This is a genomic window from Iodobacter sp. BJB302 (assembly GCF_002735645.1).
GTDB lineage: Bacteria > Pseudomonadota > Gammaproteobacteria > Burkholderiales > Chitinibacteraceae > Iodobacter.
This window is the reverse complement of record NZ_PDZG01000056.1, coordinates 1-24,919: the sequence shown is the minus strand read 5'-3', so window position 1 is coordinate 24,919 and position 24,919 is coordinate 1. Positions and strand designations below refer to the sequence as shown.

General features: G+C 48.1%; 20 protein-coding genes and 1 riboswitch. Of the genes, 10 read left to right on the top strand and 10 right to left on the bottom strand.

What is annotated here, in order from left to right; translation table 11 throughout:
• Positions 1-4 precede the first annotated feature (4 nt).
• The 5 genes from CSQ88_RS16380 to gspG form a co-directional block, all read right to left on the bottom strand.
• A complete protein-coding gene (locus CSQ88_RS16380) occupies positions 5-529 on the bottom strand; it encodes a hypothetical protein (protein WP_099399156.1) in 525 nt (174 codons plus the stop codon).
• 388 nt (positions 530-917) lie between these two features.
• Entirely contained in the window at positions 918-1,700 is a 783-nt protein-coding gene (locus tag CSQ88_RS16375) for a hypothetical protein (RefSeq protein WP_099399155.1), read from the bottom strand.
• A gap of 156 nt (positions 1,701-1,856) precedes the next feature.
• Positions 1,857-3,557, bottom strand: coding sequence for a GspE/PulE family protein (locus tag CSQ88_RS16370; protein WP_099399154.1), 1,701 nt, complete (start codon positions 3,555-3,557; stop codon positions 1,857-1,859).
• Complete coding sequence (locus CSQ88_RS16365) at positions 3,554-4,726, bottom strand: type II secretion system F family protein (RefSeq protein WP_099399153.1); 1,173 nt, start codon at positions 4,724-4,726, stop codon at positions 3,554-3,556. The genes CSQ88_RS16370 and CSQ88_RS16365 overlap by 4 nt, the downstream gene beginning before the upstream one ends.
• A 19-nt stretch (positions 4,727-4,745) precedes the next feature.
• Positions 4,746-5,162, bottom strand: a complete 417-nt coding sequence (gspG, locus tag CSQ88_RS16360; RefSeq protein WP_099399166.1) for a type II secretion system major pseudopilin GspG — start codon at positions 5,160-5,162, stop codon at positions 4,746-4,748.
• A gap of 659 nt (positions 5,163-5,821) precedes the next feature.
• Between gspG and CSQ88_RS16355 the strand changes: the two genes are divergently transcribed.
• From CSQ88_RS16355 to CSQ88_RS16340, 3 genes are all read left to right on the top strand, one after another.
• Positions 5,822-7,810, top strand: coding sequence for a S41 family peptidase (locus CSQ88_RS16355; protein WP_099399152.1), 1,989 nt, complete (start codon positions 5,822-5,824; stop codon positions 7,808-7,810).
• Positions 7,811-8,260: 450 nt separating this feature from the next.
• The gene (locus CSQ88_RS16350; protein WP_099399151.1) at positions 8,261-8,698 is read left to right on the top strand and encodes a nuclear transport factor 2 family protein; all 438 of its coding nucleotides are present in this window, start codon (positions 8,261-8,263) and stop codon (positions 8,696-8,698) included.
• A 159-nt stretch (positions 8,699-8,857) separates the two neighbouring features.
• A riboswitch (glycine riboswitch) is annotated at positions 8,858-8,947 on the top strand.
• 359 nt (positions 8,948-9,306) lie between these two features.
• The gene (locus CSQ88_RS16340) at positions 9,307-10,707 is read left to right on the top strand and encodes an L-serine ammonia-lyase (protein ID WP_099399165.1); all 1,401 of its coding nucleotides are present in this window, start codon (positions 9,307-9,309) and stop codon (positions 10,705-10,707) included.
• 466 nt (positions 10,708-11,173) lie between these two features.
• Here the strand turns inward: CSQ88_RS16340 and CSQ88_RS16335 are convergent, their stop codons facing one another.
• Entirely contained in the window at positions 11,174-11,710 is a 537-nt protein-coding gene (locus tag CSQ88_RS16335) for a DUF2087 domain-containing protein (protein ID WP_099399149.1), read from the bottom strand.
• Positions 11,711-12,016: 306 nt separating this feature from the next.
• Here CSQ88_RS16335 and CSQ88_RS16330 point away from each other — a divergent pair, with 306 nt between their 5' ends.
• From CSQ88_RS16330 to CSQ88_RS16315, 4 genes are all read left to right on the top strand, one after another.
• Positions 12,017-12,853, top strand: a complete 837-nt coding sequence (locus CSQ88_RS16330) for a bifunctional 5,10-methylenetetrahydrofolate dehydrogenase/5,10-methenyltetrahydrofolate cyclohydrolase (RefSeq protein WP_257212642.1) — start codon at positions 12,017-12,019, stop codon at positions 12,851-12,853.
• Entirely contained in the window at positions 12,850-13,446 is a 597-nt protein-coding gene (locus CSQ88_RS16325) for a cyclodeaminase/cyclohydrolase family protein (protein WP_099399147.1), read from the top strand. Before CSQ88_RS16330 ends, CSQ88_RS16325 begins: the two co-directional genes overlap by 4 nt.
• A gap of 20 nt (positions 13,447-13,466) precedes the next feature.
• Positions 13,467-14,009, top strand: coding sequence for an adenylate kinase (locus tag CSQ88_RS16320; RefSeq protein ID WP_099399146.1), 543 nt, complete (start codon positions 13,467-13,469; stop codon positions 14,007-14,009).
• An 87-nt stretch (positions 14,010-14,096) separates the two neighbouring features.
• Positions 14,097-14,894, top strand: a complete 798-nt coding sequence (locus tag CSQ88_RS16315; RefSeq protein WP_099399145.1) for a sugar phosphate isomerase/epimerase — start codon at positions 14,097-14,099, stop codon at positions 14,892-14,894.
• Between the two features lie 246 nt (positions 14,895-15,140).
• Here CSQ88_RS16315 and aspA read toward each other — a convergent pair whose 3' ends face one another.
• Entirely contained in the window at positions 15,141-16,559 is a 1,419-nt protein-coding gene (gene aspA / locus CSQ88_RS16310) for an aspartate ammonia-lyase (RefSeq protein WP_099399164.1), read from the bottom strand.
• A gap of 116 nt (positions 16,560-16,675) precedes the next feature.
• Positions 16,676-17,020 (bottom strand): YnfA family protein, encoded by a 345-nt coding sequence (locus tag CSQ88_RS16305; protein WP_099399144.1) that lies wholly within the window; start codon positions 17,018-17,020, stop codon positions 16,676-16,678.
• A gap of 147 nt (positions 17,021-17,167) precedes the next feature.
• Between CSQ88_RS16305 and CSQ88_RS16300 the strand changes: the two genes are divergently transcribed.
• Positions 17,168-17,941, top strand: a complete 774-nt coding sequence (locus CSQ88_RS16300) for a hypothetical protein (protein ID WP_099399143.1) — start codon at positions 17,168-17,170, stop codon at positions 17,939-17,941.
• 95 nt (positions 17,942-18,036) lie between these two features.
• On the top strand, positions 18,037-18,627 hold the full coding sequence (locus CSQ88_RS16295; protein ID WP_099399142.1) for a hypothetical protein: 591 nt from the start codon (positions 18,037-18,039) through the stop codon (positions 18,625-18,627).
• A 64-nt stretch (positions 18,628-18,691) separates the two neighbouring features.
• On the opposite strand, the gene CSQ88_RS16290 is transcribed toward CSQ88_RS16295, so the two are convergent.
• Both CSQ88_RS16290 and CSQ88_RS16285 read right to left on the bottom strand, forming a co-directional pair.
• A complete protein-coding gene (locus CSQ88_RS16290; protein ID WP_257212636.1) occupies positions 18,692-20,665 on the bottom strand; it encodes a PhoX family phosphatase in 1,974 nt (657 codons plus the stop codon).
• Positions 20,666-21,138: 473 nt separating this feature from the next.
• Positions 21,139-23,595, bottom strand: a complete 2,457-nt coding sequence (locus tag CSQ88_RS16285) for an adenosylcobalamin-dependent ribonucleoside-diphosphate reductase (protein WP_099399141.1) — start codon at positions 23,593-23,595, stop codon at positions 21,139-21,141.
• A 778-nt stretch (positions 23,596-24,373) separates the two neighbouring features.
• Here CSQ88_RS16285 and CSQ88_RS16270 point away from each other — a divergent pair.
• Complete coding sequence (locus CSQ88_RS16270) at positions 24,374-24,856, top strand: cache domain-containing protein (protein ID WP_180273686.1); 483 nt, start codon at positions 24,374-24,376, stop codon at positions 24,854-24,856.
• Positions 24,857-24,919 lie beyond the last annotated feature (63 nt).

Genomic DNA, 24,919 nt, shown 5'->3' with positions numbered 1-24,919 from the left:
ATATTCATCGCTGCGGCTCCCAAACGATATCCAGGTTCACCTGCACCGGATGGAAAGGGTCGCTGGCACGCAAATTATGCCGGGATAAAGAAACTGTTTTAACCCCCTTGGTGCTGCCAAGACGATCGACCAGCGCCAGTGCATCGGCCAGCGTTTTGGCTTCTAAATCCAGCTTAATCAGATGCTCGGTACTTGCCAGCTCGATACGGGTATAGGCCACGGTGGGCAGCCATGTTTGCTCCAGCACGGCCAGCACCGGCCCGATGGCCTGTTGCTGAGCCTGATGCGCGGCCAGTACTTTTGCATTACTTGGGGCTTCTTTTTGCTCTTTATTACGCGCCTCATCCAGGCGGCGGCGTTGCCAGCTGATCTCATCCTCACGCGCATCCAGCTGCTGGCGCGCCTGATCGCTGATATCAAGGCGGGTCATCACCCAAAGCAGGGCAATCACTGCCACGACGACAAGGGCCAGGCCCAGCCAGGGGGTAGAGCGGGGTGATTGGTGAAAATCGAGTTGCATGGGCTTCATGCGGTAAAGTCCGGTTGATTGCGCTGTGATGGCAATATCGCAGGGAGGGTGAAACCCGTCATTGTGTGTGCATTTTGAAAATGATGATTCAAATCTATTTGCGTGGCATAGGGCTTAGAGCTCCCCTTAGTCCAGCCGAGCGAGGAACAAGCGGCATGGGGTAGTCGTCGATTCGTGTTTGAGCGAAGCGAGTTGAATCGACGCCATGCCGATTGTCCGCAGAGAGGGAACCCCGCGAAGCGGGGCGCAGACGCCGGGGTCGCCTTCTTTTGGTTCTTTTCTTGGCGAAGCAAGAAAAGAACGCCCCTGCGGGGGCTCCCGCACCTGAATACTGTGCCGAAGGCACTGAGCTTGGTTTTATTGCCGTGGTTTATGGATTCAACTAGTTTCATAAAGCCCAATCCCCGGCAAATAAAGGATGCACTGCGCCTAAATAGCTGACTTCGCATTCTGGCAGGCTGAGTTTGGCGAGCGGGTGGGCGCTGGAGCTGATATAGATTTGTGGTGGCAAAGACACCTGCGCCAGCATGGCGGCCTGGCGCAGCAGCGCCGCCATGCCGCCATTCAGCAGTGCTTCGCTGTCCTGATTCTGCGGCAGGCTGATTACGCCCTGCCATGCCCCATCGCGCCAGAATCCGCAGCAAAGCTGATCGGCCTCGCTGATGACCAGTGCAAATTCGGCGGCTTTGAGCTGTTTTCGGTACAGCTGATGCACAGCAGAAAAGAGCGGCTGCATCTTGTTTAAACGCAGCTTATTTGTACGGGTCAGCTCGATGATGACCTGGTAAATGGATTCATCCATAGCGGCCACCATGCGTGGTTCGCCAAAGCCTGCCGGGTTGATACACAGCCGCCAGCCTTCGGCAGAGCCAGCAAATTGCTGGGCTAAAATCAGCCGGGCATAAGCGTTCCAGTCATCCGGCTGATACAGGCCATCCTGCCAGGGCAGCACGGCGTAACGTACCCAGTCTCCACTCAGCAAAATATTCAGTGTGCTGATGCTGCTTTTTGGACGAGTTTCCAGCCGCTGCTGCAAAGCCAGCGCAGCAGATTGCGCATCGATTGTTGCCGATGTCCACTGCTTATCTGCTTTTTGTAAGCGCGGCTGGCTGGCTAAAATCAGCTTCTTACTCGCCAGCCAAACGCTATGCTCAATCCATAAAGGGGGCACGATTGCTTTCCATTAGTGGGTTGGGTTAGCGATGTTTTACCGCATAACCCAATATGCGCTGGTGAAAAAAATTTTAATGATCAAGACGCTTCAGCTTGTTGCGGTGCATAAGGCCTGCGGCGTTTTGCACCCTGTGAATCTACAAAGAGGCCCAATTTAATCCACAAAAGTCACACGATTGATTTCTTGTAAGGTAGTTTCTCCGCTGGCGACTACCGCCAACGCTTGCTGGCGCATGGACAAAAATCCAAAGCGTGCGGCAAGTTGTTTCAGCTCTACGGCTGGCGCGCGGCTGGCAATGGCTTGCTTTAGCTCGTCGTTCAGCCGCAATACTTCGGCAATCGCCTTACGCCCCTGGTAGCCGGTATTGCGGCAAGCCTTACATCCCACGCCTTTCTTAAAGCGCCAGCCTTTGACTATTTCGCCGTTTAAGCCTGATGTGGCAAGCAGCTCTTCATCGGGTTCGTCGTCCACCACGCAATGCAGGCACACTTTACGAATCAGGCGCTGGGCCACCACGCCGATCAGCGCATCCACAAAGCTGTTTGGCTCCACGCCCATATGAATAAAGCGGTCGAGCACCGAGAACACATTGTTGGCGTGCACCGAGGTGAGCACCAGGTGGCCGGTCAGCGCGGCTTGCACGGCAATATTGGCCGTTTCGCCATCACGAATTTCACCCACTAAAATCTTATCCGGATCATGGCGCAGCACCGATCTCAAGCCGCGGGCAAAGCTCAGGCCTTTTTTATCATTCACGGGTATTTGCAATACGCCGGGCAGCTGGTATTCCACCGGGTCTTCGATCGTGATGATTTTTTCTTCGCCGGTATTGATTTCAGAAAGCGTGGCGTAAAGCGTGGTCGATTTACCTGAGCCGGTAGGGCCAGTGACCAGCAGCAGGCCGTAAGGCTCGCGTGCCAGACTTCTGATCCGGCCCATAGTGCCGTCATCAAAGCCAAGAATATCTAAACGCAGCTGCTTAAAAGCGTCGCCGCCATTTTGCTTATCTAATACCCGCAGCACGGCATCTTCGCCGTAAATCGACGGCATGATGGAGACGCGAAAATCCACTTCGCGGCCATTAATCCTTGCCTTAAAACGCCCGTCTTGCGGTACGCGGCGCTCTGAAATATCTAAATCGGCCAGCACCTTAATCCTCGAAATCACCTGCTCGGCGGTCTCCAGGCCATTTGCGCCGCCGATATGCAGCAGCACGCCATCGATACGATATTTAATGGTTAAACCATTTGGCGTACTTTCCATATGCACATCTGAAGCCTTGGCTTTCAGCGCGTCATACAACGTGGAATTCACCAGTTTGACGACGGGCTTTTTATCTGCGGCCAGGGTGGCGAGTGAAATTTCGACGATACCGTCCTGATTCACCTCGCTTTGCTCGCCAACGCCCAGCTGATCCATCGCCCGGTGTGAGGTTTCAAACTGATCCAGGTAAGTACGCAGCGCCAGATGATGGGCAAAAGCCGTCTGATAGCTGACGCTTATGCGCTGGCGCAGCCAGTTACGCAGCGCGGCATCAAAAGGATCGGCCAGCACAATGCACAGCCCCTCAGGGCCTTCGAGCAGCAGGCATTGCCTTGCTACGGCTTCGCCGTAAGGCAGCAAATCGTAACGAGGGCTGAGGGCGCTAAGCTCTTCCTGGCTTAAAAACGGCAGGCCCAGAAAGCGGCTAAGCTGCCCGCCGTAATCGGCATCGCTTAGTTGCAATACTTGTTGCAAACGCGGCGCAAGCGGGGCCTGATCCTGGCGTAATGTTTGGATCAGCTCCAGGCTAAGCCTGGGTAAAGATGTTGTGATCGCTTCAGTCATCGCTGGCTTATATGTGGCATCTGTCATTGCATATTCCCAGCCAGCTCAAAAATTGGCATATACAGCAGAAAAACAATTCCACCGATCAATACACCAATAATCAACATTAAAATGGGCTCAAAAAGGCGGGTAAACATATCGATGGCGCGTTCCAGCTCTTCATCGCAAAACTGCGCCGAGCGCTCGCACATGGTGGCCAGCTCGCCGCTTTGTTCCCCAACGCGCAGTAAGCGCTCTGATACGGGGGTGGTCAGCTGATAGCGGGGCAGGGCTTGCGAAAGGGACTGGCCCGATTTCACATCAACCAGGGCCTGCTGTAAGCCAAGCTGCATTTTCAGCGGCAATAATTGCGCCGCCAGCTCCATTGCATGTACGACTGAAATCCCGCCAGCCAGCAGCAGGCCCACGGTGCGGTAAAAACGGGTCAGCGAAAATAAACGCCGGTACTGCTCTAAACGTGGCAAGCGCCAGAAGGCCTCGCGCAAAGCATTTTTTGCCGCAGCGGTACGCAGTAAAAACACCGCCAACACCACGCTGAGCACCATGCAGCTAAACATCATTACGCCGTGCTTATGCACCAGATCGCCCCACCACAGCATTACTTGCGCGGCAAAAGGCAGGTTTTTCATGGATGCGTAGATCTGGCTGAACTTTGGAATCACATAAAAAAGCAAAAACAACATAATGCCGCCGCCAATACCAATGACCACCAGCGGGTAAATCACCGCCGAGATCACTTTCTTTTTGACCGCCGCCAGCCGGGATTCGTAATGGTGATAGCGGCCCAGCGCATCGGCAAGGTGGCCGGTCTTTTCGGCCGAGCTGACAGTGGCAATATATAAAGGCGGGAAGTGCTGGCTCATTTGTGCCAGTACTTTAGATAGTGGTAAGCCCTGGTACAGGCCTTCAATCATGCGGCTTAATACTTCGCCATTGGTATCTTGTGCGCTCTTTTCTTTAAGTGTTTCTACCGCTTCAACCAGCGTCAGCCCCGCTTGCAAAAGCGCGATCAGCTCTTGGGTAAAAAGCGAGAGGCCAAATTCTTTGGAAGAAAGCTTAAAGGCGCTGTGCGCTCTGGCAGATAAAAATTGCTGCCCCTGCGCTGTCAGCTTATCCCGTAGCTCGCTTTCATTAGCGGCGTCGATATCCAGCTGCAGCAGCTTACCTGCCTGCAAGGCTTTAACGGTGTAGCGCATGGGGAATGGGCTTTATAGATTAGTAGCTGACGTCGGTGTCTTCGCCCGTACCACCGGCTTTGCCATCTGCGCCTAAAGTAAGCAAATCGTAGTCGCGGCCGTTTTCACCCGGTTTGCTGTAAACGTAAGGCCTGTCCCATGGATCGGCTGGTACGTCTTTCATCAGATAAGGGCCTTGCCACTTTGGCTCATCACTTGGCTTTTTGGTCAGCACATTGATGCCTTGCTCGGTACTTGGATAGTGGCCGGTATCAAGGCGGTAATGATCCAATGCATCCGCAATGGATTTCATCTGGCTTGCCGCAGTCTTGGTCTTGGCTTTGCCTACCTCGCCAAATAGCTTGGGCCCAACGTAACCGGCCAGCAGGGCAATAATCAGCAAAACAACCAATAATTCCAGCAGGGTGAAACCTCTGGAGAGGCGGTGATTCTTCATATAATTAGTCTCTTCCCGTGAAGGCTGGCAGGAGCCGCCTTTCATCTTCTATCCCCGCATCGTAATACGACGCTTCTTGCGGGATCAAGCCTTTTTCTCAGCTTTTGCCTAGTTGGAAAAATACCATATCAATGTGGCTAAGGCGCGGGTGCCTCCGGATCTGCTTGAAAATGAATGATTTGGTCTGTGTTATGTGATGAATAAACAAGCTGTAAATCGTAATAAATAGCGCCCTGCTGATACTTAATTATCAGCATTCAATCTTCATGGTTTAGTACCTGACAGCTGCCAGGCTTATCACTATTTTTTGAAAATAAAGCGGTACTCTCTTCTTTGAATCGCTTACAAAATTTATGCTTTTCCGTTACCTGCTTGCCATGGTTTTTTTATCATAAAAACACCCGTAATTTTGCGATTGTTGCTTTTTTATGGCTGTATTTATAAATTTTTTGAAATATGCACAAAGCATAATGCCTTGTAATATCAAGGCTTAAGCTGTTGAGTTCCTTTTTATATGCTTTTTATTTTTTTACTTATTCTGTAATTATCGTTGACAGCCCGATGGCGGGTTGAAATACTTGATTGTCATTCTTTATTGGCACTGCCGGTAAAGTGACAAGCAAGTCAATTATTTGATACCCACTATTCCAAGGGAAGCCATGAAGCTGATTAAAATTGCAACGATTGCATTGGCCATGATGTCGGCTTTTGCGCAGGCTGAAATTAAAAACGATTACTTATCAAATGTCCGGCCGCAAATTACTTTTAATGAATTAAGCAGGGCCGATAAACAAACGCTTGCAGAGCAGGCTCAGTTGTTTTTACGTGATTTATATGTTAATCGTTATGCAAAAGATATTTATTATGGTAACAGCCCTGATTGGAATAAGGGCCACGTTAATCCGGCTGATGCAGTGCAAAAAGTAATTAACAATATTGATAAGCTGAGCACCGCTCAGCTGCATGCCCAGCTGAGCCAGATTTTTATTAATCAGCGTGATTTGCATCTTAATTATAATTTCCCGCTTCCCCACGCTGCATTTTTAAGTTTCTTGCCGATTAATTTTGCCCGTACTGCAAATGGCGCAGAATTAAATGAAGTGCGTATTGATCGGGTTTATGCCAATTATTTTGATGCGCTGCTGCCTTCTTTAAGAAAACCGGAGGTGGGCGATCAGGTACTTGAATACGCTGGATTACCGGTTAAGCAAGCCGTGAATAATGTGCTGATTAATGGCGCGGGTGCAAATCTGTATGGTGGATTTTCGCGCGCTATTCAATATATGACACTGGTGCCGCAATCAGGGAAATTACCCCCTGCAAATGACCGCGTGCTGATTAAATTGCGCTCTGCCAAAACGGGTGAAGTGTATTCAATTGATTTGCCATGGCTGGTGCAATATGACGATGCCGCTTTAGAAAACAAAGCAGCCACAGCGTCTACTAAATCACTTACTGATAAAGCATTTGCTCAGAGTATCGAGGGCTATCAGGAGCAGTACAATCAATTTGTGAGCCGCAATACGGCTGAATCAGATATTCAGGGCTTTAGTAAAAATACTACGGCAGAACCAACTATTAAATGGGCCATTGTGCCTAAGGGTGAAAAACGCTTGGGCTATATCAGCCTGAGCAGCTTTGTGCCTGCCAACCCTGATCAGGCTGTTAATATAATTTATAACCTGCTGCACAATCAGCTGGCTAAAACCGATGCACTGATTATTGATGTCCGTAATAATGGCGGAGGCTATATCAGCTATGCAGATAAATTGCCGCAGCTGTTTAAGCCGGGTAAGGCAAGTACCGGATCAGCGCGCTTATTGAATACTAAGCTGAATAATCAGTTTTTAAATCAGGATGATTTCAGACAATATTGGCCTGAATGGGTAAAGCTGATTAATGATGCCGCCAAAACTAAAAACACATATAGCAAAACAGGCGTATTTACTTCTGCTGAAGATGCAAATGCACTGGGGCAGGCCTATTACAAACCTGTAGGTGTTTTAGCAAATGCGCGCAGCTATTCGGCAACTGATTTATTTACTTGCCAGATGCAGGATAATGGCGCAGCAACCATATACGGTGAAGATCCTTCTACCGGGGCGGGTGGTGCAAATGTGCTGGAGCATGGCTTCTTTGCAGAATTAGGCCCGGATTGGTTTAAACCTTTACCAGATGGCGTTTCAATGCGCGTGTCTTGGCGCCAGTCTGTGCGCGGTGGCTATAACCCAAATACCATTATTGAAGATTATGGTTGCCAGGCAGATGTGAATGTTCCGCGCACATTAAGTGATCTGGCAAATGGTGATCAAACCCAGTTTGATAAAATTGCGGCCGATTTATTAGCCAAGCCTGTGACTAAATCGGGCTATCAGTTTACTGGCCTGGTGGGGAATATCATAGAGCAAAAAGAGGGCAATAATACGCTGGATATTCAGGTGGCTGAAACTGAGCTTATTAAAGTGTATATAGATAATCAGCTTTTTGAAACACAAACTGTTTATGCCTATGGCTCACCTAAAACAGTGCGTATTTCCTTACCTAGAAAGCCACTAGGGCAAATTTATCAAATTGGCATTGTGGGGGCAGATGCAGGCCAGGTTGCTTTATGGAATACTAAACGTCTGGTTCAGGTGAAAGCACAATAAGCTGATTTGAATGCCTGTTTGTGGGCCTGTTTCAGTATATTAATACATTGAAACAGGCCCGTTTTTATTGCTTTTTTTTTGTTAAATTCTGATGGTGAAGCAAGGTATTTAAAATGCGAAATATATTGCTGCGCAAGGCGGGAGCAGAAGGGGGAGCAAGTAAGGCCGCGGACTAAATAACGCCATGGTGTTCAATGCCTTTGATATTGAATGCGCTGATGTGGACTCTGCTTTAGCAGTTATTAAAATTCGCGGTACTGAGTGTGATGGCTGAGGGCAGACTTATTTTCCAGCCCGTAAGGTGATATGAGTACTGGCTGTTGAGGGCTGATTTTTGCTACTGTAGTTGGGAAACATGACGCAATGTTTTTAAGAAATCGCTATAGTTTGCAGAGCGTGCGCTCTTCATTTTTTGCTTTTATTTAAATAAGCAGCCAAAGGATATTTAAAATGAAAAAATTACTCATTACTATGATTTTAGGGTTGCTGGCCACTACGGCAATGGCCGGGCCTAAGGAAGAAAAAAACAAGGCGCTGGTGCTTAAATTTTACGATATTGCATTTAATAAGTTAGATGCTGAAGGGGTTTTACCCTTTATTGCTAAAGATTATATTCAGCATAATCCTGAGGTGGCGAATGGCGTGCAGCCTTTGCAGGATTTTATTCGTTATCTTAAAACAAATGCTCCGAATTCGCGTGCCACAATTAAGCGCGTGATTGCTGAGGGTGATTTGGTGATGTTGCATGTACATTCACAAGATAAAGCAGGTGAGCGCGGTTTGGCGGTGGTGGATATTTTCCGTGTAAAAAAGGGCAAGATCACCGAGCATTGGGATGTGATTCAGGCGGTGCCAGAGAAAGATGCTAATGGCAATGGCATGTTTTAAATAATTTGAGCCGCTGTATTTATTATTCCCCCATACTTGAGCATAAGTATGGGGTTTTTTATTGGTCCCTGGGCTAATCATGAGTTGACAGCCGTTGCAAGCTTCAATAGATTGGCCGCTGCTACGCGGCCATGCCCGGTTTGATCTTCAGGGCTTGCCGCAGCCATTGCAGGAGAGACTGCTTCCAGCGAGCAGCGCCGAAGGGGAATCGCCCCGGAAACTCTCAGGCAAAAGAACTGTGATGGCGTTGGCAATCTGGAGAGAAGGCAGGTTAGCCTGCCTCGCCGAAGGAAGCATGGCCGGTGCGCTGCATCTGCCGCAATCTCTCAGGCAAAAGGACAGAGGGGCATCGTTCGGCCACTGCTGAGCGGGCATTGCTATTTTTGTCTGCCCTGTTTACGCGTGCCGCTTTGCCACTTAACCTTTGTAAGCTGCGCGCTTTCAAATAAGCCATCTGAAGAAAATACAGGCAACTGGCCCCTTATTTGGTGCTGGTGCTGAACGATATTCTGTAAAAACAATCTGTCTGACTATACATATCAACAATAGCCGCGCTGCAAATGGGCAAATGCTCAGTGCAGCAGCAGGCAATATCCTGGATACACAAAATGGCAATCAGCGTTTTTGATTTATTTAAGATCGGCCTTGGCCCATCCAGCTCGCACACCGTTGGCCCGATGCGGGCCGCGCGCACTTTTGCCCGTCGTTTAGAAAAAGACGGCATTCTTGATAAAGTCGCAAAAGTAAAAAGCGAATTATTTGGCTCCTTAGGGGCAACCGGTAAGGGGCACGGCTCGGATATCGCTGTGTTGTTGGGCTTGCAGGGCGAATCGCCCCGCCTTGTGGATACCGATAAGGTGGATGAAATGGTGGCCGCCATTCGCGAAAACCGCAGGCTCCGCCTTTTAGGCACGCACGATATTGCATTTATTGAGGCCGAACACCTGATTTTGCATAAGCGTAAAACCCTGCCATTTCACCCGAATGGCATGATTTTTGAAGCCTTTGATGCGGCAGGCGAAAGCATCTCTAAGCGTGCTTATTATTCTGTGGGCGGTGGTTTTGTGGTGGATGAGGCTGCGGTAGATGCGGGCTTTAACCCACCCGGCGTGACCGAACTGAAGCATCCTTTTAAAAGCGGGGCCGAGCTGTTGGCGCTGTGCGAGCGCCACGGTAAAACCATCAGCCAGATCATGCTGGAAAACGAGCTGGCCTGGCGCACCGAAGATGAAATCCGTGCAGGCTTGCTGGAAATCTGGGCTGTGATGCAAGCCTGTGTAAAACGGGGCTGCGAACGAGAAGGCACTTTACCTGGGGGCTTAAAAGTAAAACGCCGTGCCGCCGATATGTATCAAAAACTGCTGGCCTCCCCGGAGGCCGCGCTGCGTGATCCGCTCACCGTGCTCGATTGGGTAAATTTGTACGCGCTGGCGGTTAACGAAGAAAATGCCGGCGGTGGCCGGGTGGTAACTGCGCCCACCAATGGCGCAGCAGGCATTATCCCCGCCGTGATGCACTATTACGCCCGCTTTACACCGAATCCAACTGACGACGGCATAGTGCGTTTCTTTCTGACTGCTGGCGCGATAGGTATCTTGTTTAAGCTGAATGCTTCTATTTCTGGTGCAGAAGTGGGTTGCCAGGGCGAAGTGGGCTCTGCTTGCTCGATGGCGGCAGGTGCGCTGGCAGAAGTGCTGGGCGGCACGCCCGAGCAGGTCGAAAACGCAGCAGAAATTGGCATGGAGCATAATCTGGGCCTGACTTGCGATCCGGTAGGGGGGCTCGTGCAAGTACCCTGCATTGAGCGCAATGCCATGGCATCAATCAAAGCCATCAACGCCGCCCGCATGGCGCTGCGCGGCGATGGCCAGCACTTTGTATCGCTTGATCGCGTGATCAAAACCATGCGCGACACCGGCCGGGATATGAACACCAAATACAAAGAAACCGCCCGCGGCGGCCTGGCCATTAATGTGATTGAAGTGCCGGTGAATATTGTGGAGTGCTGATTCTATTGAGCTTGAGCTAAAAAACGGCGGGGAAACCTGCCGTTTTTTTGTGGGTGTTATCAGCTTCCGGTTTTGGTTGCAGATATTTGCTATGGGCAGCTGGGCAATGGTTCTAATTATGATAAAAACGCAGTTCAGGTCCGGCGGGGGAATGAAATTCACTACAAAATACTTCAGCAATTTGCCATGAGACTTTGGCAGGCTCTGTGTGGAAATAAGGTGAAAGCTAGGGCGTATACAGCAATTATGATTTGACGCCCCTTCAGGGCTTGTTGTTGAAAGTACAGGATTCTTTGCCGCAATACGGCAGATCTGGCGGGGGATTAGCTTATTGCCAGACCTGCAGCAATTTAAGGTACGAATTAAAACTTTGTTTGCGAGCAAATCGTTTATCTTTTGCACTTGCGCCAGAGGAGCACAACGGTTTAATCATTGCGCTCCTTGCAAAGCGGCTATTAGCGTACGTCTAATCGCCAGCTGCTGCCTTACGCCGCTCTATCTCTGCCATAAATTCCAGCAATTCTTGCGGAATATCCTGCTCCAGCCTTTGGTAAACGCGGCAATCCGGGGTGCGGGTGATCAGTTTGTAATTCACCAGCTCGCGGCGCAGCAGTACGTGATCGCCGATGGCTTCTGCGCTTTTAATCCATTCATTCGCGGCTTTTTCGCTCATTTCCTGGCTGGCGGGAATGCTGGCCCAGATTGGCCAGATGCAGGGCAGCTGCTCAGAAAACTTCGTTGGCCAGCGGATTAAACGGCCCTGTTCATTAAAATGCCGCAGCAGACGTTTGGTCAGAATAGAAAAGGTGTTACTTGCAGCAGGGGCTGGTGTTTCTGCGGCAGCGCGTAAGTGCTGGAAATTACTAAAACCAGCAGCGCGTGCCAGCATATTGAGAATTTGCAAGTGGCCAGGTGCGGCAGGCTCAAGCGCCCATTGCTGCTTGAGCGAGCGTGCAAGGGCGGAAATATCAGAGGTATAAAAAGGATAGGTGGTGCGCGACATGGTCGAATCTCCTGTCGTGCCTGAGTCTGAAAAGACTGCCGCTGGTCGCCGTTACGGCTTGGCACTAGGGTTCGGGCCAAGCTTTGATTCAAAGATTTAATTCGCCAAAGCAGGTTTAGCGTAGTTCATATGAACTGGCGACGCCTGGGTGAGCTGCAGACCCGTAGCGGATCATATACCAGAGTTGTGTTTTAATTCAAGTTGCAGTAAGTATTAGGTTGTTTTTATGACAATGGGTTTGTGTTTAACTCAGGCATAGACTTAGACTTCGCGCATTCAGGGCCTCGCTTCAGGGATAAATAATGAATTGATTGTCTTGCACTCGCAAAAGAACTGAATGCTTTCAATGTTCAAGCTGTTAAAGAATTAAAACAGCGCGGTATTGCGCCTAAACTCTGCGAAATTTTGGCTACATCTGATGCGGGTGTTTTATCTTATGCAGAGACTAAAAAAAGGCAAGCTGCTGAGCTGGGGGTTTTATATGAATCATTTATCTTTGGTCATGATGTAAGCCTTGATACGGTGCTGGAAAAAATACGGCAATTAAATCAGGATAAAAATGTGCATGGTATTGTGATTGGCTTACCTGTTTTTGCCCATCTTGATTCTGATATATTGCTAAATGAAATTGCCCAATATAAAGATATTGATGGTCTGGGCTTTAAAAATACCAACGCTCTGTTTACTAATCACGAGCAAAGTGCTATTGCCCCGGCTACACCCGCTGCGGCTTTGTATATTCTTGAATCGCTGACTGCGGTTTCAGGCAAAAAAGTATGTATTTTAGGCCGGGGCAGGACAGTAGGCAGGCCATTGTTGGAAATGCTGATTAATCGTAATGCTACGGTGACGGTGTGTCATTCAAAAACAGCGGCGATTGATATTGAAATGGCGATTGCACAAACTGATATTGTGATGACGGCGATTGGCATTGCCGGTACGGTAAAAAGTGAGTGGTTTAAAGCAGGGCAAATTGTGATTGATTGTGGTATTTCATTTATCAATGGCAAAACTTCGGGCGATGTAAATAGTGCCGAATTATCTGATCTGGGCGTATTTGTTACACCTGTGCCCAAAGGCGCAGGTGCGGTGACCAATGCCATGATTTTTGCAAATTTAATAAAGGCGGTTGATCTGCAATGAGCGCATATATATTACCCGATTCATTAGCTGATTTATTTGAAACAGCGGCTTCAACAGATGCTGTGCCAGGTGGCGGATGCGTGGCATGCGTATCTGCCCACATGGGAATTGCCTTATTATTAAAGGCGATTCGGATTACATTAAAATCCAAACCAGAATTAGCCGTATTACAAGAGGCAGAAGGGCGTTTATTGGGCTATGCCGCGCAATGCCTGAATTATGCGCAGCAAGATGCAGAGGCATTTTTTCAATTTCTTGCCGCGTATAAGTTGCCTGTATCGACCGTAGCAGAGCAAACTTTACGCTTAAAAAGTATTGAACAAGCTGTGGTATCGGCCACCCAATTGGGGATTACAATTTCGGCCATGGGAAATGATATTTTGCAGCTTTGTTGTGAGATTAAACCGGATATCAAATTATCTATCGTGGCCGATATCGTTGCCGGTGCTTATTTGGTGTCTGCCATGATTGCGGTTGCAATAGAAAATGCCAATGCTAATTTATCTGATATTCAAGCCATATATCCGGATTTAAAGGCTTCAGTTTTAAAAGCTCAGACACAGAATCAGGCCTTGCTGGCCGCTTTGGTTTGATTTTCTAAAGGCGATGCGCTGTGAATTTGTATTCTAAAATTTTGATTATTGGCACTAGCGGCTCAGGCAAAAGCACGCTGGCTAGGGATTTAGCAAGGCGTTTGCAGCTGGCTGATATTGAATTAGATGCTTTATATTGGCAGGAGAATTGGACACCAGCGGGGGCGTCACTCTTCAGAGCCAGGGTGGAAAATGCCATAAACAGCCATTCTGCCTGGGTAATGAATGGCAATTATCTGGAGCTTAAAGATTTAAGCTGGGGTAATGCCCAGCAATTGATCTGGCTGGATTATTCTTTAGCAACAGTTATGTGGAGGGTGATTAAACGTTCATTTTTGCGTGGGATTAAAAAAGAAAAATTGTGGGCGGGCAATACCGAAACGTTAAAGAATAATTTTTTCAGCAAAGACTCTATTATTTTATGGGCATGGCAAACCTATGCCTTAAGAAAAAAACAATATTCGGAAATGATTGCAGACCCAGCCTATCGCCATTTGCAGGTGCTGCGGTTTAAAACGCCTGCAGAGTTGGCGCGTTATCTGAATTGTTTACCCATTGCTTAGTGGGAAAGTACGAAATGCCCTGTGATTCATAGCTACGAGCTTATTCAGTGGTAGAGCAAGGAATTACAACTTATTTTGGATGGGCTTATGAAGGGGAAATTAAAGAATATCGGCGTTCAGCTTTATACATTACGTGCAGAAATGAACGAGAACCTTCAAAAAACGCTGGAGAGGGTTGCGTCTATTGGCTTTAAAGAAGTTGAATTTGCAGGCTATTTTGAAAAGAAGCCACGAGATATTCGGCTGCTTTTAGATGAATTAGGCATAACTGCACCTGCGGCGCATATCGTCTACCAAGATTTAGGATCACCACTTGCTGAAACCATTGAAAATGCTCAGCAACTTGGCCATCTATATCTGGTAAACCCTTGGATTGATGCGGCTATTCGTGAACGGCCTGATGGGTGGAAGCGTATTGCTGAGATATTTAATCGGGCGGGAGAGCAGTGTAAACAGGCTGGAATTCAGTTTTGCTACCACAACCATCATTTTGAATTTGTGCCACTCAATGGTGTTCTTCCTTACGATATTCTGCTGCAGGAGTGTGATGCAGATTTGGTAAAGATGGAGCTGGACCTATGCTGGATTACCCTTGCCGGAAAGGACCCTGAAGATTATTTTCTGCGGTACCCAAGTCGTTTTCCCTTAGTGCACTTGAAGCAGCTAAAAAGATTACCAAAACAGGATTTTAGAGTTGCATTGTCTTTTGATCAGGTATTCACAGAATTAAGCGAAGTAGGGCCGGGGGTGATTGATTGGAAACAGCAATTATCTTTGTCATCCCGCGCAGGCGTTCAGCATTACTTTGTTGAACACGATGTTGCAAAGTTGCCATTTGATAGCATTCAACAAAGTTATCGCTATTTAAGTGAACTGAATGTTTAAATCATTTTTTGATTGGCCCGCAGGTACGAAGCGCCATGCTGTTCGTGCCAGCAGTGCTTTGGCAAACTGAGGCTGCTTCTGTGCAGACAATGGCAATTATTATCTACGGGGTCACTTACACAGGCGGCATACCCGTTGGGGCCGTAAGGCCGCGGAGGGGCTTGTGCAGCCTGTAAAAATAAACCCCAATTCTGTTAAACAGGACTGGGGTTTTTAAGCAGGCTTTTGTATTAATGCCTGAAAGGATTAATAACGCTTGCCCAAATATTGCGGATTAAGCAGATTTTCATTTGAGAAAATATCATTTAATTGCGTCTGGCTGAGCAGCTTTTTCTCTAAGCACACTTCCATCACTGTTTGCCCGGTTTGCGCGCAAATTTTGCCAATTTCATCGCATTTAGCATGGCCCAGAACAGGATCTAGGTAGGTGACAATGGCGATGCTGTTGAGTACATTACGGCGGCAGGTTTCTGCATTGGCGCTAATGCCATCGATGCATTTCTCTTTTAGCCCCAACATGGCATTTTGCAGTAAATGGATGGATTCAAATAAGGATGATGCAATCACCGGCTCCATTACATTGAGCTGCAATTGTCCTGCTTCTGCTGCCATGGTAATGGTTAAATCATTGCCGATTACTTTAAAGCAAACCTGATTCACGACTTCTGGCATCACAGGGTTTACTTTGGCAGGCATAATACTGGAGCCTGCTTGCAATTCTGGCAGATTAATTTCTTTTAAGCCTGCACGAGGGCCGGATGATAAGAGGCGCAAATCATTGCATATCATCGATAATTTGGTGGCGGTGCGTTTTAATGCGCTTGAAACCATCACATAAGCACCGCAATCTGAAGTGGCTTCAATTAAATCTTCAGAAGAAGTAAAAGCGTGGCCGGTGATTTCGCAGAGTTTTTTTACGGCAATTTCGCGGTATTCTGCAGGGGCGTTAATCCCTGTGCCAATGGCGGTAGCACCCAGGTTAATTTCGAGCAACAGGTTTTTTATTTGCCCGATTAAGCGGATATCTTCTTTAATTAATGTGGCAAAGGCATGAAATTCTTGCCCTAAAGACATCGGAACCGCGTCCTGCAGCTGAGTGCGGCCCATTTTAAGTATGTCTTTAAATTCAATTGATTTGGCAATAAAGCTTTGTTGCAGCGTTTCCATATGCCGCATTAAAATCAGCAAATGATCAAACAGCGCTACTCTGAATGCGGTTGGGTAGGCATCATTGGTGGATTGGCATTTATTAACGTGATCATTGGGGTGAATATACTGATATTCGCCTTTGCCGTGGCCTTGTAATTCTAAGGCTAAATTGGCAATCACTTCATTGGCATTCATATTTACCGAAGTACCTGCGCCACCCTGAAATACATCGCAGGGAAATTGATCCAGGCAGCGGTTATTGTTGATGATTTCATCGCAGGCTTTAGCAATAGCTTCAGATATTTTCTTTTCTATGGTGCCAATTTCACCATTGGCTAAAGCGCAGGCTTTTTTTGTTTTGGCCAATGCTTTTACCATAATGGGGTTATCGCTGATTCTGGCTTGTGATATTTTGAAATTTTCTATGGCTCGCTGAGTGTGGATGCCATAGTAAGCATCAAAAGGAACTTCTTTTTCGCCTAATAAATCGTGCTCGATTCTAACGTTTTTCATCAGATAAAACCTCCACAAAGAACGATGTTAGCAGTGAGTGCTTTTAATTTGATGATGTTAAGCAATATATTGCGCGTTAGGCTGTAGGTAAAATCACGTACCTGGCGGCGCTTGGCTCGCTAGCTGGCTCTGGGGGCCTGTAAAATGACGGCCATGCCGGTTAAGCTGATCAGGCTGCCAATCATATCCCAGCGATCAGGCGTAATGCCGTCCACCTGCCACAGCCATAGCACCGCCACACTAACATAAACACCGCCGTAAGCCGCATAAACCCTGCCACTTGCTGCAGGGTGTAGTGTCAGCAACCACACAAACATCATCAGGCTTAGAGCAGCTGGTAGTAATAAAAATACCGATCCACCCTTACGCAGCCACAGGTAGGGTAAGTAGCAGCCTGCTATTTCTGCAATGGCTGTGACGGTAAAAAGACCGAGGGTTTTTAGGAAAAAAACAGATTGATTCATAGCGGATAAGTAATGGGCGATAATTCACAAAGTATACTGAAGCGTTTGTGCTGCTGTATTGCAAAAAGCATCGTAAAAAACAACATGGCAGGTAAAAAATATTTTATTGGTTATTTATATTTATGATTTTATTTAAACAGGTTTGTTATGTGGAAAAAAATTAGAGTCGTGATTTTATTGCTGATTCTGGCCAAGGTTGCTCAGTGGATGTGGCTGGATAAAAGTGCGCTGGAATGGAAAAAGAATTTATATGTGGCGGTATACCCGGTGAATGTCAGCGGCAGTGCCAGGGTGAGTGCCTATTTGCAAACCTTAAGTAAGGATGATTTTGAGCCGCTGAGCCAGTATTTTGCGGCCGAGGCTAAGCAATATCAGCTGGCTGTTCACAGGCCATTTGAATTTCAGCTGGGGGCTGAAGTCAAAGAGGTTCCGCCTGCGCCGCCCGCGGATGGCAGTGTTTTAAGCACGGTGCTGTGGAGCCTGAAATTCAGATACTTTGCTTGGGCCAACAGCCCTAAAGTGAGCGTGCCACCGGATATCCGCCTGTATTTACTCTATTACGATCCGGCCACTCACCCTCAGCTTAGCCATTCCACTGCGCTGAATAAGGGGCGGATCGGGCGGATTAATCTTTTTGGTGATCGCTCTTATGCCAGGCAAAACCTGGTGATCACAGGCCACGAGCTGCTGCATACCTTGAATGCCACAGATAAATATGATCTGAGCAGCAATATGCCCATCTATCCGGATGGCTTTGCCGAACCGGATCAGCAGCCGCGTTACCCCCAGGGGTTTGCCGAGCTGATGGGTGGGCGCGTGCCGGTGAGTGAAGTGCTGGCGGTGATTCCTGATCATTTGGGCCGGACGCTGATAGGCGAAAAAACAGCGCGGGAGATTGGGTGGGTAAAGAGCGCTCCCTGATGGTTAAATTTTTATCGGCGGGCAAAAAATGGATTTGACCCGCGCATAAAGCTTTCTGATAGCAATCTTTACTGGTTTATTAATACGGATTAGTCATGTTAACTGAGCACAATGCCTTGCATTCTTTACGCCCTTTTTGGGCCTCTTATCAAAGCATGCTGAAAGCGGTGCAAGCAGGCGGGCGTTTTTATGCCAGCCCGCAAGAAAGCTATGCAGCTAAGCAATTTGAAAAGCTGTATGAGCTGGAGCACGATCTGAGTAATCTGAAGCGGGCGACAGGTTTTATTCGTGATTTAGCGCCTGATTCAGCAGAGGGGTACGACATTTGTCGCTATCACGATGAGCACTTTTCTATGCGTTTTGCAGGCATCGTGGATAAGGCGCACCGGCTGGTTGGCGCTTCTTTATTATTAAAGGCCGATAAGTGTGAGGGCAGTGGCGGAAATGCTTTTGTGATCAGGGCGGCCAAAGATCACTACCCTGAGGTAGCCGCTCATCTTGAGCGCTTAACAGCGCTGGAGGGCAATCATAAAAAACTGCGAAAGGCTGCTGTTGCCTCGAAGGCAAGTATGCAGGTGGCAGATATTGCCCTTGAAGCCGCGTATCTGGATGAGCTGAATAGCAAAATAGCCGCAGCACTTGCTGCTTTGCTGCTTACATTGAAGCCTGTCTATGAATTGATTTAACAAAAAAAAACAGCAAGCAGCGGGTTGCCCGCCACTTGCTGTTTTTTAATTTATAGCTGAATGTTTAAACTTTAGACAGCTTCATGCTGGATGCTTCAGCAGTCAGATAACCTACAGCGCAACCAAATTTGTTTTTGTAGTTGCTGTTTACAATTGGGTTAACAGCTGCAATTGCGGCTTTGTCCATTGAGCTAATCCAGTCACCCGGGTGCTGGAAGTTGCTCATGATATAGGTCCAGCCATTTACATCATCGGCAACCACCAGACCAGTTGCTTCTGCACCAGCAGGCATAGAAATCAGACGTGAAAGCACTTTGGTGTCGATATTGTAAGCCCACACAAAGTTATTTACGTGCTGGCTGCTGTCTTCACCAATAAACAAGGTACGCAGTTTTTCTGAGAATTTCAGATTATCCGGGTTGGCAATCTTGTCTACATTTGCTGTATTACCTAAAGCATCTTTGGCAATATCTTCACCAACGATCAGGGCTTTGGTTTTTACCGGTACCCATTCGCTGTTGATGGCTGCGCCGCCTAAGTCTTTTTGGCCGCCTGCTAAGGTGTGTGCCATGACGCCACCTGCTTTTAATGCTTTTTCCAGTCCCACGCTGTCATTTGGGTTATTGGCTTTATCGCCTTTAACCATTGAGCTTTGGATGTTTTGCAGCGCAGAGTAAGCGATCTTGTCTTTTGCGTTAACTGTGGTGCCTTCCATCTTGGTGAATACCATGCTGGCACCCACAAAGCTGGCGTAACGGTGGGTTTCAAGGAAGGCCGCTGCTTTTTCCATGCCTGGTATGATTTTGATCCATTCAACTTTGCCGCCGTTGTAGATCTTGGTAAAGCTTGCATCTGCAGGGTCTTTGCTGACAACCGTCATGATTTGGTTTGGCTTGAGGGTATCAGCCATTTTTTCGATTTCTGCGCTGGTGGCGGAGCCAAGCTTAATCCATGTCAGTGCGGCACCGGGTGCTGCCGGGTCGATAGAGAAACCTGTACCTACTTTGGCCACGTACAGCGAGCCAGAAGACAGATCTTTTTCTTTATCTGCAACGAAAATAAACAAGCCGCTGTTGGTTGCATCGTCACCCATTAAAGCGGTGCGGTTATCCGGCATAACCTGAATCAGCTCGTGTGAGATACGGCCCAGGCAGTAATGTTTTTTGATCGAGCCAGTACCATCCGGGTTAACCGTTACTTCTGGCAGGTGGCCGTAGTGGTAAGGGTTGGCTTTGGTTTCATCGCCAAATACATTTTTACTGAAGCCTTTAAATTGCGCATCTGTTGCGGCAAAAAAAGCATCCGGCTCGTATTCTTCGCTGGAAAGGTGGGTATTCCATGGCGACATGCTGGCACCACAGGTGATCCACAGCATATGTGCCGCTGAGGTATCTACATTATGGTATTTAACCAGTGTCAGCTTACCTGTGGCCTGATCTTGATCCAGCGTCAGCACGGCGATAGGGGAAGGCAGTTGGCCATACATGCTTTGGCCTGCTTGGTTGTTCGTGGTGTATTCAAACTGAACAACCGCAAACACCGCTTTGCCCTTAATACCGGCAACAGTTGTTTTATCCAGATTAATCAGTGATGTACCGTCAGCACAATCAGAGAAGAATTGTCTTTCAAGGCCCGCTACAGACGTGTCCAGAATCGGCTTGTTGTTGATATCCACATAGCCACCGGAGAGCATATAGCCGCCCTTACCATCAGGAACATAATCACCCGTGATAAAGAAAGGCTTGTAAGCCAGTTTAAAGCTTTGGGTAGTGCCATCGCTCAGTTTTACATTCAGTGCGGAGCCAACGCTGGTGGTGCCCATTGCGTAAGGGTCTGCAACGCCAGGGGCTGCCATGCTGCTGAAGCTGGCTGATTCAAAGCTGACTGTGGCCGGTGGAGTGACTGTCGTGGTATCGCTATCGCCACCACAGGCGGTCATGAGCACGGATGCGGCTGAAGCACCACCCAGTGGTAAAAGTGGAATGCTGGAGAATAATTTTAAGGCTTGGCGGCGGGAAGCTTGCATTTCATCTAACAATTTATAACTCCTCAGAAATTCCGGTCACAAAATTGTGCTTGTCAAATGCCTGATTGAGTACTAGTGGCATTAATTCTGCGTAAGTTAACGTGTTTACATGACAAGTTCATGACATATCGCGCCGTGCTTTCATGACCTGATCCGGGGGGAGCACTAAAAGTGTTGTGGGTATTTGTAAGCTAAAATAAGGCTTGTGTAACCAAGTGGCCTGAGGGGGTGACTTCCTTAATGAGAAGGCGAATGGTGGAAAACAAGAATTTTTTGATAACACTTAAAGCTCGTTTAAATTAGCGCATATGTACATCGTTTTTCTTGCTAAAACACCGATCTTTTTGGTGGATCAGTGTTTCAATCGCTGAGTTTTGTATGACGAATATGCATGTTTAAAATCTAAAATCCAGGGCGAAAAAAAGCCCGCTATTTACGCCTTTACGGGCAAATAGCGGGTTTTTTATTGCTTACAAAAAACTAAATCAACCACACGCTCCAACAAAGCCGCAGGATACACAGCGGCTGCAGCCGTCTACTTTTTGTAAGGCATAAGCACCGCATTCGGGGCATTTTTTGCCGGTGGCAATCGGGCTGACCGGCGCCAAGGGAGCTTCATAATGGCTTTCGTCAATCATATAAGTCATATGCTTGTTTTTGAATCGCTCGGCCAGTAGTTTAGTTGGAACCTGATTGCCGGATGCATCCAGAAAGCCCCGTTTGGTCAGAATTTGCTGCAGGGCATAGCCAATCGCAGCCACTTCAGACTCGTGGAATAAAGGCGCTTGCGTGCCATCTTCCTTATTAATCATGCCGCAACGTACGGTGCCTTTGCCCCAAATGACTTCGCGCATATCGGCCAGCGATTTAGCGATCGATCCACCCGAGCGTGCCGCCATGGATAAGAGGCGCATGCTGGCGGTGATCCACTGCTGATCTTCGCTTTTTTGGCTGGCTGGCATAAAGAATTCAAATGGGCGCTCAATCGTGACCAGCTCGCCGCCTACCATACCGGTGATATGGATAAAGCTAACGGTGAGGTAAACCACTTTTTTACCTTCGTACGTCATATACACGATTTTGGAAGTTACAGATTCCAGATCGCCATTGGGGCGGCGGTCAAACTGCTTGCGCAGTAAATCATCATCCGGCAGCACCTCGGCTTCTGCCGCTGCAGGCGCTTCGCTGGCAACCGACAATACGCTGCCTAAAATGCTGTTCGGACGATAAGTGGCAAGGCCTTTCAGGCCCGCACGCCATGCATCCATATACAGATTCTGGAAATCTGCGTAAGGATATTCAGCAGGCACATTCACTGTTTTAGAAATCGCCGAATCAATAAAGGGCTGCACCACTTCCAGCATCTTCATATGATCGCTGGCCGACATATTCAGCGCGGTCACAAAGGGCGCGGGCAGCTTGCTGTCATCCGATACATCGTTGCCCATATGGCGATACAGGCGCCATGCGTGATCAGCCACTTCATAAGTTTGCGTTGTGCCGTCGCTCATGCGTTTTTTGCGGTTATACACCCATGAGAAAGCTGGCTCGATACCGTTGGAGGCGTTGTCCGCAAAGGCCAGTGTAATCGTGCCAGTGGGCGCAATGGATAAGAGATGTGAGTTGCGCAGGCCATGCTTGGCAATGGCGGCTCGGATGGCTTTGGGCAGGCGTTTCGCAAAATTACCTGCAAGGTATTTATTGCTGTCAAACAGGGTGAATGCGCCTTTTTCTTTGGCTAAATCCACCGATGCCAGGTAAGCCGCATCGCGCATCACCTCGGATATTTTCTGCGCCAGTGCGCGGCCCGCATCGGAATCGTAACGCAGGCCCATCATCACCAGCGTGCTGCCCAGGCCCAGATAGCCCAGACCAATGCGGCGTTTGGACATGGCTTCGGCTTTTTGCTGTGGCAGCGGCCAGGCGGTGGCTTCCAGCACATTATCCAGCATGCGGATTGCGATGCTGACGACCTCCTGAAAGCCTTCAAAATCAAAGCTCACATCGCTGGAAAAAGGCGATTTTACAAAGCGGGTGAGGTTAACCGAGCCCAGGCAGCAGCAGCCGTAATCCGGCAAAGGCTGCTCGGCGCAGGGGTTGGTGGCTTCGATGGTTTCGCAGTAATACAGATTGTTATCCGCATTCATGCGGGATAAAAACAAGATGCCCGGCTCGGCATGATCGTAAGTGGATTTCATCACCTCATCCCAAAGCGCGCGTGCGCGGATGGTTTGGTGTACCCACAGGCCGTCTTCACGCAGATAAGCGCCCGCCGCGATTTTTTCCGGGCCTGGCTCGGCTTTGTGCACGAGGCAGAAGTCTTTGTCCTGGTTAACGGCTTCCATAAACTCGTCGGTGACCCCGATCGAGATATTAAAATTAGTCAGCCCGCCCTGATCTTTAGAGCGGATAAATTCCAGGATATCCGGGTGGTCGCCACGCAAAACGCCCATCTGCGCGCCGCGCCGCGCACCAGCAGATTCAACTGTTGAGCACGATGCATTAAACACCTGCATAAAGGAAACCGGGCCGGAAGCGCGGGAGCGTGTGCCGCGCACCAGTGAATCTTTAGGGCGAATGGTCGAGAAATCGTAGCCCACACCACCGCCACGGCGCATGGTTTCTGCCGCATCAGAAAGCGCGGTGTAAATGCTTGGCTTGCCATCAGTGATGCCAGAAACCGAATCGCCCACGGGCTGCACAAAGCAGTTGATCAGCGTGGCGTGCAAATCCATACCCGCGGCAGAGTTAATACGGCCAGCCGGTACAAAACCATTTTGCTGCGCCCATAAAAACTTCTCTTCAAAGTAAGCTTTAAAATCAGGCTGCTCTACGCTGGCCAAAGCGCTGGCAACGCGCGCCTGCACGTCGCTAATCGAGGCTTCTTCGCCCTTGGCATACTTTTCCAGTAATACATCCAGAGAGATTTCTTGCGGGGCCATATCGGTGTTTCCTAAATAATTAATCGTGTTCGGTGTCATGCAGCTGCGTCATGGTTTTTTGGGGCGGTGCAATATAGCTCTTTTTTCTGCTGCTTCCATTGTTCAAGGGCAATAAGGAAGCAGCGCGGAAAAGCGATGATGCTTAAGTTTTTTGCAGATCAGCCTGCTTGCAGCCGCCCTTGGGCATGCTGCTTATGGATGGCACGTATCTGTCTATTTTACGACCTTTGGCCCGGTTTGCTTAGCGGCTTTGTTGTCTGGTGTAACTAATGACATGGTAATTTATCCGTTTTATTTATTCATATTGAATATTTTGTTTGCTGGGTTTTTTGATTTATTCCCCGGATGGCCATTGTTTTTTAATGTGTTTTTTTAAAAAAATGCGAATTGACTCTTGGGGTGTTATTTATAAAAATATAATTTTATTTCTCTGTCTTTATTTAAAGTTTTTTGACGGTGATTTTCTCTTTTTTTGATTTTTTAAAATCGGATTAATCTAATTTAATACGTATGGCGTGCTTGAATCAGGATAATCTGTATTTACGGATGATAAATTAAAATCACCAGGGTTTTTTATTATTGTATTTATTATGGTTTGTTTTTACTGTGCGACAGGGGTGCCGCTTTGGTACGTTGAGGGATTGGCCGTGTTTTAAATTTTTTTTTGTAAAAAAACATAAGCATGTTGTTTCATTTTGGCTATCGTTATGTTTGCGGCCTGATTTTTTCTTCAGAATCATTTGTGCATTGATGTGTTTAACTAATGGAAGTACAGATAATGAAACTCAGAACACGGATCTGGATCATTGTGATTGCTGCTTTATCTGGCATCATGATTATGGGGGCCGGAGGCTTGTATCAGTTGCGTCAAAGTATGATGCAGGAGCGCCGGGCGCAAATTGTTCAGCTGCTGGATTTGGCAAAAGCCCAGCTAACGCATTATCAGGAGCTGGAAGCCAGTGGCAAGCTGAGCCGTGAGGAGGCACAAAGCCGGGCTAAAGAGGCATTAGCTTCACAAAGAGCGGGCAGCACTTATTTTTTTATACGCAGCATGACCGATGATACTTTTGTATTTCATATCGATCCCAAACGTGTGGGTAAACCTGATCCGGGCGCAAAATCGCCGGATGGCAGAACCGCTGTTCAGGTTATTCGTGATGGCCTGGCTCAAAGCAAAGATGGTAAAGCGTTTGCATTAACTTTCCTGATTATGTCTCTTGCTCAATTAAGGCTTGAAATACCCCTCTTGGACAAGGTTTAGCCTGCATCACGGCTTTGAGTAATCGAGGAATCAGAGCGCACAGGTCTGCTCGACGATTGAAAC

Coding starts and splice junctions, on each gene's coding strand:
- CSQ88_RS16380 (WP_099399156.1), bottom strand. CDS start 529: ATGAAGCCCATGCAACTCGATTTTCACCAATCACCCCGCTCTACCCCC.
- CSQ88_RS16370 (WP_099399154.1), bottom strand. CDS start 3,557: ATGACAGATGCCACATATAAGCCAGCGATGACTGAAGCGATCACAACA.
- CSQ88_RS16365 (WP_099399153.1), bottom strand. CDS start 4,726: ATGCGCTACACCGTTAAAGCCTTGCAGGCAGGTAAGCTGCTGCAGCTG.
- gspG (WP_099399166.1), bottom strand. CDS start 5,162: ATGAAGAATCACCGCCTCTCCAGAGGTTTCACCCTGCTGGAATTATTG.
- CSQ88_RS16355 (WP_099399152.1), top strand. CDS start 5,822: ATGAAGCTGATTAAAATTGCAACGATTGCATTGGCCATGATGTCGGCT.
- CSQ88_RS16350 (WP_099399151.1), top strand. CDS start 8,261: ATGAAAAAATTACTCATTACTATGATTTTAGGGTTGCTGGCCACTACG.
- CSQ88_RS16340 (WP_099399165.1), top strand. CDS start 9,307: ATGGCAATCAGCGTTTTTGATTTATTTAAGATCGGCCTTGGCCCATCC.
- CSQ88_RS16335 (WP_099399149.1), bottom strand. CDS start 11,710: ATGTCGCGCACCACCTATCCTTTTTATACCTCTGATATTTCCGCCCTT.
- CSQ88_RS16325 (WP_099399147.1), top strand. CDS start 12,850: ATGAGCGCATATATATTACCCGATTCATTAGCTGATTTATTTGAAACA.
- CSQ88_RS16315 (WP_099399145.1), top strand. CDS start 14,097: ATGAAGGGGAAATTAAAGAATATCGGCGTTCAGCTTTATACATTACGT.
- CSQ88_RS16305 (WP_099399144.1), bottom strand. CDS start 17,020: ATGAATCAATCTGTTTTTTTCCTAAAAACCCTCGGTCTTTTTACCGTC.
- CSQ88_RS16300 (WP_099399143.1), top strand. CDS start 17,168: ATGTGGAAAAAAATTAGAGTCGTGATTTTATTGCTGATTCTGGCCAAG.
- CSQ88_RS16295 (WP_099399142.1), top strand. CDS start 18,037: ATGTTAACTGAGCACAATGCCTTGCATTCTTTACGCCCTTTTTGGGCC.
- CSQ88_RS16285 (WP_099399141.1), bottom strand. CDS start 23,595: ATGGCCCCGCAAGAAATCTCTCTGGATGTATTACTGGAAAAGTATGCC.
- CSQ88_RS16270 (WP_180273686.1), top strand. CDS start 24,374: ATGAAACTCAGAACACGGATCTGGATCATTGTGATTGCTGCTTTATCT.